The sequence below is a fragment of the Mycobacterium paraffinicum genome (assembly GCF_025822865.1).
Classification (GTDB): domain Bacteria; phylum Actinomycetota; class Actinomycetes; order Mycobacteriales; family Mycobacteriaceae; genus Mycobacterium; species Mycobacterium paraffinicum.
The window spans coordinates 1-11,983 of sequence record NZ_JACKUR010000012.1 but is presented as its reverse complement, the minus strand read 5'-3'; the positions used below and the strand labels follow the sequence as shown (position 1 = coordinate 11,983).

General features: G+C 64.2%; 8 protein-coding genes and 1 pseudogene. 4 read left to right on the top strand and 5 right to left on the bottom strand.

The annotated features are described in order from the left end of the window. Positions 1-20 precede the first annotated feature (20 nt). Positions 21-1,328, top strand: a complete 1,308-nt coding sequence (locus tag H7J89_RS01995) for a glycosyltransferase (RefSeq protein WP_264035995.1) — start codon at positions 21-23, stop codon at positions 1,326-1,328. Positions 1,329-1,613: 285 nt separating this feature from the next. Here the strand turns inward: H7J89_RS01995 and H7J89_RS01990 are convergent, their stop codons facing one another. Beyond that, positions 1,614-2,492: an alpha/beta hydrolase gene (locus H7J89_RS01990; RefSeq protein ID WP_264035993.1), complete on the bottom strand. Its 879-nt coding sequence runs from the start codon at positions 2,490-2,492 to the stop codon at positions 1,614-1,616. 257 nt (positions 2,493-2,749) lie between these two features. Beyond that, positions 2,750-3,334 carry a hypothetical protein gene (locus H7J89_RS01985; RefSeq protein ID WP_264035991.1) on the bottom strand — a complete coding sequence of 195 codons (585 nt, stop codon included), beginning with the start codon at positions 3,332-3,334 and terminating at the stop codon, positions 2,750-2,752. An 81-nt stretch (positions 3,335-3,415) separates the two neighbouring features. Between H7J89_RS01985 and H7J89_RS01980 the strand changes: the two genes are divergently transcribed. Further along, a complete protein-coding gene (locus H7J89_RS01980) occupies positions 3,416-3,904 on the top strand; it encodes a DUF6933 domain-containing protein (protein WP_264036265.1) in 489 nt (162 codons plus the stop codon). Here H7J89_RS01980 and H7J89_RS01975 read toward each other — a convergent pair. From H7J89_RS01975 to H7J89_RS01965, 3 genes and pseudogenes are all read right to left on the bottom strand, one after another. Then, on the bottom strand, positions 3,889-4,215 hold the full coding sequence (locus H7J89_RS01975; protein ID WP_264035989.1) for an HAD family hydrolase: 327 nt from the start codon (positions 4,213-4,215) through the stop codon (positions 3,889-3,891). The two genes, H7J89_RS01980 and H7J89_RS01975, sit on opposite strands and share 16 nt — an antisense overlap. Before the next feature lie 107 nt (positions 4,216-4,322). Beyond that, positions 4,323-5,853 (bottom strand): annotated as a pseudogene (locus H7J89_RS01970) (adenylate/guanylate cyclase domain-containing protein). A 216-nt stretch (positions 5,854-6,069) separates the two neighbouring features. Then, positions 6,070-6,657: a recombinase family protein gene (locus H7J89_RS01965; protein ID WP_264035987.1), complete on the bottom strand. Its 588-nt coding sequence runs from the start codon at positions 6,655-6,657 to the stop codon at positions 6,070-6,072. 525 nt (positions 6,658-7,182) lie between these two features. Here H7J89_RS01965 and H7J89_RS01960 point away from each other — a divergent pair. After that, positions 7,183-8,064, top strand: a complete 882-nt coding sequence (locus tag H7J89_RS01960) for a cation diffusion facilitator family transporter (RefSeq protein ID WP_264035985.1) — start codon at positions 7,183-7,185, stop codon at positions 8,062-8,064. A 294-nt stretch (positions 8,065-8,358) separates the two neighbouring features. Further along, complete coding sequence (locus H7J89_RS01955; protein ID WP_372513693.1) at positions 8,359-11,529, top strand: adenylate/guanylate cyclase domain-containing protein; 3,171 nt, start codon at positions 8,359-8,361, stop codon at positions 11,527-11,529. Positions 11,530-11,983 lie beyond the last annotated feature (454 nt).

Genomic DNA, 11,983 nt, shown 5'->3' with positions numbered 1-11,983 from the left:
CGCGATCCCGAGGGGGAGCGATGTCGTCGATCATCGTTGCCAGCGTTCCATTCCAGGGCCACGTGACGTCCCTGTTGGCTGCCGCCCGAGGATTCGTTGAGCGCGGCGACGACGTGCGGTTCATCACCGGCGCCCGTTTCGCCGACCGGGTCAGCGCCACGGGCGCAACGCACATCGCGTTGCCGCCCGACATCGACTATGACGACAACGTTTTCGAGCAATTCACCGAGCGCGCAAAGTTGAAGGGGCTCAAAGCGGCTGCGTTCGACGTTGAGCACGTCTTCGCCAAACCGGCCAAGCTGCAGTACGAAGCGATCATGGCCGCCCACACCGCACAGCCGGCCGATGTCGTGCTCGCCGAGCAGAATTTCGCCGGCGGCGCGTTCCTGCTCGCACATCGGCGGCCCACGCGCCCGGCGGTCGTCGTGTCCAGTGTGATTCCGCTGGTGATGCCTAGCGCCGATACCGCACCGTTCGGCATGGGCCTACCCCCGGCGCGGTTGTTTAACCGCCGGCGCAATGCCATCTTGGCCGCGCTGAACCGCCGAGTCTGGGCGCGCGCCGACGACACCCTCGACCGGCTCCACCGCGCCGTGCACGGCCGAGCCCTGCCGGGCCAGATAATGAACTGGCTCGCCTGGGCCGACGCGGTCGTCCAGTTCACCGTGCCTTCCTTTGAGTACCCCCGCTCGGATGCACCGGCGTCGCTTCACTTCATCGGCCCGTTGAGCGCCACCGGCTCGCAGGCACCGCTGCCGGATTGGTGGGGCGACCTCGATGGCGCGCGCCCGGTCATCCATGTAACCCAAGGCACGTTCGCGAACAAGGACTACGCCCAAGTGATCGCGCCGACGCTCGAGGCGCTCGCCGGCGAGGATGTGCTGGTCACGGTGGCCACGGGCGGTCGCCCGCTCGACACACTGCCACCGCTGCCGGCGAATGCACGCGCCGCCGAGTACCTGCCTTATGACGAGTTGCTGCCCCGCACCAACGTTTTCGTCACCAACGGCGGGTACGGCGGAATCCAATACGCCCTGCGCTACGGGCTACCGATCGTCGCCACCGGTGGCAAAGAAGACAAGCCCGAAGTCGGCGCTCGCGTCGCCTGGTCTGGTGTCGGGCGACGCATCAGAACAGAACGACCAACGCCAAGCGCTCTGCGCCGCGACATCCTGGCCGTACTGAATCAGCCGCGCTACCAACGAGCTAGCCGACGCGTGGCAGCCGAGATGGTTGCAGCCCCCGGCTTCACCGGCTTAGCCGACATCGTTGATCGGTTGGTGGCAGCCTCCCCAGAAAGAGTGAGAAAACTACCGAAGATTCCTTGATATAGAACGGAAGAATTATTCGCCGCATGTGATTGTGCCGTAAACGCGACTCGCAACAGTTGCTGGCCGATCACTCCCGTTATGTCATGACGATCAACGTTTCGATCGGCTGCCGTAAGCCGAACCCTGTGCGGCACTGCGGAGCGGCGGCGAGCCGAAGTTTCCTGCCATCGAGCCACGCCTGCCGCTAAGCGTGGCCGCTCAAAGTCGCCCTGTCCGCTTGAAGGTTATCGAGACAACCGAGTCAAGTCCGCTGTTAAGCGGACCCCGTCGAACGGAATTCATTCACTTTTTGCGCTGAGTAAGTACTGGGATAGTGGCTGTCAACCAATCCGCTTGGTCGGTGATGATCAGTGCTGGATGGTCGCCGTAGAGCGGCTGGAAGTGATCAACATCGTACCGTTTCACCACGACGCGCGGTGCCCGGTGCGCGAGCTGGTCTATCGCCTTGGCTGATACCGAGATATCGCGCTGACCGACCTGGATCAGCATTGGGCATTTGACTTTCCGCGCGTGAGCAACTGGCCGCCAGAACGGCAAGGGTAGCGCCATCGCGGCGCGCACTTCGTTGCGCCAACCAGGCGCCACTGCCGAGCGGAAACCGTCGAACTCGCCGGGGAAGGTCAGTCCCCCGTGGCTGCCCGGCGGCGCTGACACGGGAATCGTCGCATCCCTGATCGCCTGGCCCATCAGCCACAGCGCGTTGCGCGGCTGGGTTTTGATGCCGTGGGTGGACCGCCACCGGCCGTCAGTGAAGGGGCAGAGCAGGATTACACCAGCTATGCGCTGATCTGTAGCGGCCGCCTCGATCGAGGTCCCGCCGCTCAGCGAGTAGCCCCACATGATGACTCTATCGGCGTCGATCCCCTCAAGTGTGCGCGCAAATGCGATCGCCGCCAGGCGGTCCTCAAGTTGCTCAGACATGCGGACCCGTTGCCGTGGTTGACCTTCCGAATCGCCAAGGTAGCGATGGTCATAGACCAGTACAGCGGCTCCGGCCCGCGCCAGCGCTTCGGCGTAACAGGCCAGGCCATCATTGCGGGTCAGTCCGAACCCGTGGGCCATCACCACACAGGGGACGTCGCCGTTGCCATCGGGGGGTCGGTACAGCCAGCCCGCGCAACGTATGCCCTCGGACAGGAACGTGACCTCAGTTCGATCCACCGGTCAGCCCTCCACGTTGCGGTCATGCCCGCACTGGGCACAGACATTGTTTGTGGGTCGCGTCCGAAAGCTGGTGTAAAGCACCGGCCGGTTCGCGGCTTCGTGGTCAGTATACGGGCAGAGGAACTCGAGGGAGGGGCACGCCCGCGGCCGCCCCTGATGGTGTCATGGGAAACGAGGCGCGGGTTTGGGTTTGTGGACACCCCGCTGCGGATGCTTCGACGGGCCGGGGCCGACACTGCAAGGCCGAGAGATGTTCAACCGTTTAGGGTTTGGGCGGCTTCGGTCAGTGCGTTAAACGCGGCGTCGAGGCGGTCTTGGCGGCGCCGGTTGGGTTCGTGGTTGGCTTCGGCGGCCACGAACCCGATCAGCTCCTCGAGGTCGTGTGCACTGGCCAGCAAGACAGCGCCGTCGGGGTGGGCGCGCATGCCAAACACCAGTCGCTCACAGTCGGGGTCGAGCAACACCAGCCCGCGTAGCGCGGCGGCGGTCTCGTCGCTGACGATGACCTCGTCGACGTCGCCGGCAACGCTGAGCCGGCGGCGGCGCAGGTCGTAGGGAGTGTCTGCCCAGTTGCGGAGCACCCCCTCGTCGTCGCAGACGGTGCACCACCATCGGATCGGCGCCGACGCCTCGGCCCCCACGAGGATGATGGTCATCCGCCCGGGGCAGCGCCTGTGGGCCGGTCGGCGTCGACACGGCAACGCCGACACCCACGGATCACCAACCTCGCCGGCGGTGCCCGCCCGGACAATGTCGCCCAAATGCTGCGCGAGGCGCCGCGCGGAACCCGAAGCGTCGGGCGGCATGTCGAGGAAGTGACCCAGATCAGCGACCAACACGCCGCCACACTGTACCGGCGCACCGCCACGGCGTTCGTGCGTACCGCTCACCGGTGGCGCTGCCTACGATCATGACTCGTGATGCTGCGATGCACCGCCAAGGTGTTGGCGCTGCTGGGGGTGTCTGAGCTGGCCATCGGCCAAGCCTGCGAGCAGGACTGGTATGCCCACCTGATCAGGATCGACCGGCGCAAATGCCTGCTGGTGACCCACGCCGGCACCTTGTTTTCGGTGTTCATGCCCAACGTCACCGCCGCCGGCCTGCGCCCGATCGGCCCGCCGGTCGTGGCGGCGATCCAGGCCGCGCTGCACGCCGAACACCTGCCCATCGATACACTCGGCGAACTCGACCCCCAGCAGGTGGCCGTGGCCAAGACCGCCGACCGCCGCATCCTGGGCACCATCAACGATCTAGCATTCACCACCGAACACCTCATCGCCACCACCGGCGGTCTGGCCCGCTGCGACATCGACGCGCTGCACCACGGCCTGCATCGCACCATCAACAGCATCACCGGCTACATCCCACCGATCGACCTGGTCACCGCCAACCGTCAAGACCAGCGGTAAGAACTGTCCTCCCCACCTGAGGGGAGATGTGTGGGTTCCGGTCCAAGAACGAGCTCGCCGAATAGCGGATCCCCTTGCGGGTGATCGAAAACAACCAAGGTTCCTTGCCGTCGCTGATGCGACCCCATCAACGAGCGCTGCACAACGTCTTCGGTTCGTCGGCCGTGACAGATCCGGAGTACTTCATCGGCGTCAACGCGATATCCCTCGGCCCAGGTGCGCCAGGACCGCTCGACCGGCGTGGTGGAGTCGATCAAGCTGCCGTCGATGTCGGACGAGATTCCTTGGACATGCAGCACCATGGACAGCATAGGCACACCTTGTCTCTGTCTCGTTGGTAAATTTTGTGGGTTTCTCGAAAGTCGCAAGCGAAAGTATCTGGTCGTAGGGTAGTCGCGCAGAGGTTTGATTCACCTCGCTAACTATTGAGGCCAGCCCGCGCGTCCGACTCTTGGTCGAGGCCGAAGAGCTGCACGGCGGCTGACTTTCCTTTCAGGACATGGAATCCGCGGTCGATTAGTCCAGGCGGTCGAAACGCCAAAGTGTCGACGCACTGCTGGGTGAGAAGGATAGCGTCGCCTGTGGTTTTGGTGAGTTGCTCCACGCGGGCAGCCACGTTGACGGTGTCACCGATGAGGGTGAACTCGAGCTTGCCTCCGCCGCCGATGGTTCCGGCGATCACCACACCGGTGTTGATCCCGATGCCGATGCGAAGCTCCCCGCCGAATCGCTCGGCGACCAGACGATGAATCAGCACAGCGGCCCCCACGGCGGCATCGGCGTGATCAGCGAGGTCGTTCGGGGCACCGAAGACGGCCAGCGCGCCATCACCGAGGAACTTGTTGACATGCCCACCGGCACCGACAACGGTCGGCACCACGATCTCGAACAGCGCGTTGAGACGCGCGACCGTGTCCTCGGCCCTGTTGGCCTCGGCGAACGGGGTGAAATCGCGAACGTCGATAAACATCACGGTCACCTCGCGGCGCTCACCGGTGAATACATCATCCCCCTGCTCCAGCAGCCGCGCCGCAAGGGCCGGATCGACGTAAGTGCCAAACGCAGCATGCAGTCGTCGCCGCTCAGCCAATCCGGTCTGCATGCGGTTAAACGACGCCGCCAGCGCCCCGAGGTCATCGTCCTGCACCACCGGCAGGCGTCGGCCATAGTCGCCGGCCCCAACCCGTTCAGTCGCCTCAGCGAGGTCGCGAATTGGGCGCAAAGACGACGCGAAGCCCATGCCGACGGTGAACGGCACCGCGTAGAAAAGCGCCTGCGCAGATGCGAACACTACGCAGAGCACGGGCACGTCACGGACGCGACCGAACACGGCCGCCAGCATCGCGCCCGTGAGGGCGAACGCGAACGCGGCCGCGAGCACCGACAAGTTCGCCCACGCGGCAAAAGTCGGGCGTGAGCGGGGAAGCGAGTCACCGATCTCGGTGTCACAAACCAGGGCGACCCTGGCTGGCCGCAACGCGGGGTCCAGGAAGCTGTGCATACCGAACAATGCCGAGCCAGCTCCGAACGCGGCGCCCAAAATCCCGTACTGGACAAGCCGCGTCCCACTCGCTCCCACGATCACACCGACAACCATCAAAAGCACTGCGACCCACACAGTCCTAAACCCCGTCGCTTGAACACCGGCTGCGCGAGTCCAGCTGTAAGTGTCTTGCAATGCCGCTGCACGATCGACCTCACGGCCCGCCGCCCACCCTTGCACAAGACGGAACCGTCGGCTGCCGGGAAGAACCACCACGAACGACAACACGGCCACCGCGATCACCGTCACAACGGTCGCCTCGACGTAGCGACCCGACTTCTCGAAAGCCACGACCAACAACGACCAAACGAGGTCGCCCGGCAGTTGTACGGCGAGAGCCTACCCAGATCGCCCACGAATACGTGGCCCCGTACCGATCCCAGGCCCACTGCCAGATGCGATCCATGCCGCGAGACTAAACGTTAGTCCCACCTAACGGCCTGCGGAAACGTGGAAGTATCGACGGCCCCCGCCCAGCTAAGTACCCAGCCGGGGAAAGCGGGGCAAGGTGTCGATGATCAGCTGCTCGTAAACCGAACGGTTTACGGCCTGCGGGGCGGTATTGGGGGCGCTGGGCCGTGGGTGCTAAGCACTGGCGTTTTTTGGGACGGCTCCTGCGGTCTTACTGTCGGGCAGCGGCCTGGTGGCGTTGCTGAGCGCGGTAGACGGTGGAGCGAGAGACACCGAACAGGTCGGCGAGTTCGGCGATGCTATGTTCACCGGCCTGGAACAGGCCGACCAGATGTGCTTCCTGCCGGGGGTTGAGCTTGGGCTGCTTGCCGCGGAGCCGACCCTTGGACTTCGCCACCTTCATCCCTTCTCGGGTGCGGAGCCGGATCAGGTCGGACTCGAACTCCGCGACCATGGCCAACACGTTGAACAACAGCCGGCCGACTGGGTCGTTCGGATCGTAGACCGAAGCGCCGAGACTGAGACGGACCTGTCGGGCCGTGAGTTCCTCGGCGATCGCCCGCGCGTCGGGCAGCGACCGGGCGAGGCGGTCGAGCTTGGTCACCACCAGGGTGTCGCCTTCTCGGCAGGCCGCTATCGCCTCCCGCAGGCCGGGTCGGTCTCGGTTCGTGCCGGTCAGGCCGTGATCGACGTAGATCCTGGCCGGCGAGACGCCCAGTGCGATCAGGCCGTCGTGCTGGGCGGTGAGGTCTTGCTGGTCGGTGGAGCAGCGTGCGTAACCGATGAGAAGCGCCGCCATGGCGCACCTCCTGTGTGAGGCCCGGCCACCGCGGCGCGGTGGCTCTGGCAGCGGCCGAAGCCGCTATCAGTACGACACTCCGATCACATGGCTTCGCAAAGCGATCCCCTTGCGAGCAGCCGATCGACACCTTGCCTCGCTGCCTCGGGGCCCGGCTACCCGCTAGCTTCCGAGCGGTGGCGGTCTGAACCACCGTGAGGATTCGAGAGTCGCGCTAGCCTGGACCCGACGCTTGTCACTGGCCGGACGCGTGTGCTGCGGTGCTGGCGGTGGAGGTTCTATCTTGTCCGGCCAGGTTTTTGCCGGCTCGGCGCCCGAGAAATTGCCGGGGGTCGCACAGCTAGCGGATGGGGTCGCCGCGCGGATTGAGTCGGTTGTCGGCGGTGCCGTTCGTTTGGGAGTTGGTTGCGTGTCGACGGTGCGCCAGCGGCACAGGACAACGTGGAAATTCCAAATGCACTCGCGAACCACTCGCTTTCGGCCGTGAGTTATTCGACTCGCGAATTGTGTTGTACACCGGGGGTATTGGCGATCCGCCGTCAAGCGAAAGATAGCTGTAACGACGCCTCTCACGTCGGCAAAGTGCATGGGCTGTCAGCAGAAGTGGTCGCGACAGTACAGCATGGCGGCGCCGGTGCCCATGATCAACAGGAGCGGATCGTCGGTGGGGCCGACGCGCTGATGGGCGATCTTGATGCCGTGGTTGTGGGCGGTCAGGGTGCCCATGCTGCTTCTATCATCGGCAAGATGTCGAAGGCCGCTCGGCTGGGACTGGTGTTGGGGCTCAACCTGCTGTTGGTGGCGGCCCTGGTGATCGTTGGGCTGGCGGCTCACTCCCTGGGGGTGTTGGCTGCCGGCGTTGATTATCTCGCTGATGCGGCCGCCATCGGTGTGTCAGTGCCGGCGATCTGGCTCACGCGTCAACCCCTGCGCCAGCAGCCGCGACGATGGGCAGACCCGACCCATATCGCGGCGCTGGTCAACGCCGGCTGGTTACTGGCCCTCAACGTGGGCGTCGTGGTTACCGCGATCCGTCGACTCGCGTCAGGCACCCCCGAGATCCACGGTCTGCCGGTATTGGTCGTCAGCGCATCCGCCGCCGTGGTCATGCTCATCGGCGCCATCATTGTGGGTGGCGATCTCGATGATGACGACGGCGGTGAGGACCTCAACGTCAAGGCCGTCGTGCTTGATACCGCTGCTGATGCGGCGGCCGCCAGCGGTGTCGCCGTCACCGGGGCGGTCATTTTGGCCACCCACGGCTGGTATTGGCTAGATCCCGCAGTAGCCCTGGCGATAGCGGTCGTCATCGGCTATCACGCTGTCGTCTTGATCTGGCGCGTCGTGACTGCGATCAAGACTCAACCAACATCACAAGCCGCCGAGGGCCCGAGCGAAAATTCGTGACAATGGGTAGCGCACCCGAAGCGCGACCCCGAAACCGGTGAGCTGCACGCGACCCCGACGGTGTCCAACTCATCGGTGAGCTCATAGTTGATGCCGCCGCCTTCGATCAAGGCGATCTCAAATCAGACATACGAGAGTCTCAAAACTCAGTCGCAGTTCCCGGCGAGCTGACGTGACGGCCCTGATGCAACCTGCCGAATGTATGCTGGCTACGGCGCGCAGAATCGTGACTGTCGTACAAGCTCGCAAAGCGATATNACAGACACCGCCGGCCTGCGGTGACACGATACTGACGTGGACCCAAGCGCGGACGGTCGCGGTGCGCTGATAGCGGGACCGTGTGGGTCGTGCGGCACTGAACTGCCGCCGAACTCTAAGTTCTGTAACGAGTGCGGTGCGCCGGTCACACAGGTCAGCCGATCGGCTGAGTATAAGCAGGTCACGGTTCTGTTCGCCGACGTGGTGCATTCGATGGACATCGCTGCCGCGGTCGGTCCGGAGCGTCTGCGCGAGATCATGACCGAGCTGGTCAACCGCTGCGCGGCGGTGGTGCAACGCTACGGGGGCACGGTGGACAAGTTCACCGGTGACGGGATCATGGCGGTGTTCGGTGCGCCGGTGGCGTTGGAGAACCACGCGCTTCGTGCCTGTCTGGCGGCTTTGGCGATTCAGGAGGAGGTGAAGCGACTCTCCGTCGATGTTCGAGACCGCGATGACGTGGAGCTGTGTCTGCGGGTTGGGTTGAACTCCGGTCAGGTGATTGCCGGTGAGATTGGCTCTGGTCCTTTCGGTTACACCACCATTGGCCAGCAGGTAGGGATGGCTCAGCGGATGGAGTCGGTTGCACCGCCCGGTGGAGTGATGCTAAGCGAATCCACGGCAAGACTGGTCGAGCAAACCGCGGTCCTCGCCGATCCGGCGCGGGCCCGCATCAAGGGCGCTGACGAACCAGTCGGGGCTCGTCGTCTATTGGGAATCGCGGGGGTTGTGCAGCCGGTCGCGCAAACCGCACTTGTGGGGCGACGATGGGAACTCGCTGCCCTGGAAGGCATGCTCGACCGTTCGGTTGTTGGGCAGGGGTGTGTTGTCGGTGTCGTTGGGCCGGCCGGTATCGGCAAGAGCCGACTCGTGGCCGAGACAGCTGCACTCGCGAGAAGCCGTGGTGTCGAAGTCTTTTCCACTTACTGCGAATCGCACACAAGCGACATCCCGTTTCTCGTGGCTGCGCGACTTCTGCGGGACGTGGCCGGAATTTCGGGCCTCGACAGTGTCACGGCGCGTGCCCAGGTCCGCACGCAGGTGCCCGATGCTGATCCGCAGGACCTATTGCTGCTGGACGACTTTCTCGGTATAGCCGATCCCGATGTCGCGCTTCCGGAGATTGATCCGGATGCGCGCCGGCGCCGAATTGCGGCAGTGGTGAACGCCACGACGCTGGCTCGAACCACCCCGGCGGTGGTGATCGTCGAGGACGCGCACTGGATCGACGAGGTCAGTGAATCGATCCTGGCCGGCTTCCTGCCTGTGGTTGCGCAGGTGCCGCTGACCGTGTTGATCACCTACCGGCCGGAGTACCGCGGGGCGCTTGCACCGCCGGGTGGCCAGACGGTGGTTCTTGCACCACTGAGTGATTCGGAATCCTCGGATTTAATCGACGAGCTGCTCGGCAGTGACCCATCGGTCGGCGCCTTGGCTACAGTGATCGTCGCCCGTGCGGCAGGCAACCCCTTCTTCGCCGAGGAGATCGTCCGGGATCTGGCCGAGCGAAAGGTACTGCAGGGGCAGCGCGGTTCGTACATATGCCGCTCGGATGTTGGCGAAGTCAGCGTTCCGGCCACGCTGCAGGCGGCTATCGCCGCGCGCATCGATCGTCTCGATGTCAAGGCGAAACGCACGTTGAATGCTGCAGCCGTGATCGGGTCACGCTTCAGTCCAGGCCTGTTGGCTGAACTGGACATCGATCCGGCGATCGACGACCTTGTCACGGCACAGCTGGTGGATCAGGTGCGCTTCACGCCGAGTGCAGAATATGCGTTCCGGCATCCATTAATTCGTGCGGTGGCCTACGAATCGCAGCTCAAATCAGATCGCGCCGAGTTGCACCGACGCCTCGCCGCCGCGATCGAAGCCACTGACGAGAACGCCTCCTTGATCGCCGAACATCTTGAGGCAGCAGGAGACTTGCTCGCCGCGTATGGCGGGCACATGCGCGGCGCCACGTGGGCCACTAACCGCGACATCGCCGCCGCACAGCTGAGTTGGACGCGGGCCCAAAAGATCGCCGACGCGCTACCCGCCGATCACCCGGACCGAGGCATCATGCGCATTGCCCCGCGCACCATGTTGTGCGGCATCGCCTGGCGAACCGATGCACATATTGCCCGTGAGAGTTTCGAAGAATTGCGGGAGTTGTGCGCGGTCGCCGGGGACAAGGCGTCGCTGGCCATCGCAATGGCGGGCGTGCTGATCGATCACGCGTATCAGGGCCGAATGCGCGAGGCGTGGCAGCTGGCGTCCGAAGCCATGGCACTTATCGAGTCGGTCGGCGATCCCACTCTGACGGTGGGGCTGTCTTTCGCGCCGATCTACCCCATGATCGACTTCGCCCAGTGGAGTGACGTGCTGCGGTTGTCGCAACAAGTCATCGACCTGGCCGACGGTGATCCGTCAAAAGGCAACTTCATTTTCGGGTCCCCGTTAGCGCTCGCCCTGACGCAGCGGGCTATCGCGCGGTACTGCTTGGGTCGTTTTGGATGGCGTGACGACCTGCGGGAGGCGGTCACGATGGCCCGCAGCGCCGATCCGGTGTCGTACGCCGCGGTCGTCACCTGGGTCTACTTCCCGGCAATACCGAATGGCGCGCTTGCTGCCGATGATCGGACGGTGCGCGAGATCGAGAACGCCCTACGCATTGCCGAACGCTCTGGTGATGATCACGCGTTAGAGTTCGCATTGCTGACGCTGGGGGTTGCGCTGGTGCATCGCCAAACGGATGCGGAGCGCGACCGCGGCGAGAAAATCCTTGCCGAGGTCAGAGAGGTGTTCCTGTGCCGAAGACACCACTTGAGCGAGTTACCGGCCCTCGAAATCTACTTGGCGCGTGTGAGGGCTCGGCGTGGAGATCGCCAGGACGCGATAACGACTATGCGCGTCAATGTCGACCACTTTTGCCGGGACGGGCGGCTGTCGGGGGCCGTTCTTACGACGGGGGTTCTGGTGGAGACACTGCTCGATCGCGGGACCGACAGTGACTTGGAAGAAGCCCAGGCGGCGATCGACCGCCTAGCGCGCATGCCCGCCGACAGCTTCGTGATGCGCGACACCTGGGTGCTGCGACTGCGGGCTCTACTTGCGCGGGTTCACGGCGACGAAAGCGCCTATCGCGACTATCGGGATCGCTACCGCGCGATGGCCACATCGCTGGGCTTCGAGGGACACATCCAGTGGGCCGAAGAAATGCCGTGAATCGCTTCCTATGGCGCCCCGTCTCGAAATACGACCTTGCGCTCAAGGACCCCACATTCGAGACGTCCCAGACTGGCCACCCATGGAATAGGATCTGCCAGGTCGTTGCGTCTCAAAACTTCGTCTCAGAAGACGTCGTCGCATACTGCGACACAGTCCTCATTACGAAATAGCTGTCCGTTTGGGGATCCGCTTGCGGTGCAGGACCAGCGGCGGGCAACCGAAGGCACCTCACATTTGAGGCACCCCTGCCGTTGCGCGTGACCGCTGACAACCCTGTCCATTCACGAAAGAAACAAATTCGCTCGGCTGCTTACGCCAACCCTTCCAGGCTCTTCGCAAATCAGAGTGCATTGATGAGTTGGTGGAGTGCGCCGCTGTGCAGTAGTGAGCGCCAGCGGTAGTTGGTGAGGTTTCTGAATCCGAGGGCGTTGCGGCGCAAGGCTTCCAGTCG

What these genes read in the sequence shown, in the direction of transcription:
- H7J89_RS01980 (WP_264036265.1), top strand. Translation starts at nt 3,416, where the DNA reads ATGCTGCGATGCACCGCCAAGGTGTTGGCGCTGCTGGGGGTGTCTGAG.
- H7J89_RS01975 (WP_264035989.1), bottom strand. Translation starts at nt 4,215, where the DNA reads ATGCTGTCCATGGTGCTGCATGTCCAAGGAATCTCGTCCGACATCGAC.
- H7J89_RS01965 (WP_264035987.1), bottom strand. Translation starts at nt 6,657, where the DNA reads ATGGCGGCGCTTCTCATCGGTTACGCACGCTGCTCCACCGACCAGCAA.
- H7J89_RS01995 (WP_264035995.1), top strand. Translation starts at nt 21, where the DNA reads ATGTCGTCGATCATCGTTGCCAGCGTTCCATTCCAGGGCCACGTGACG.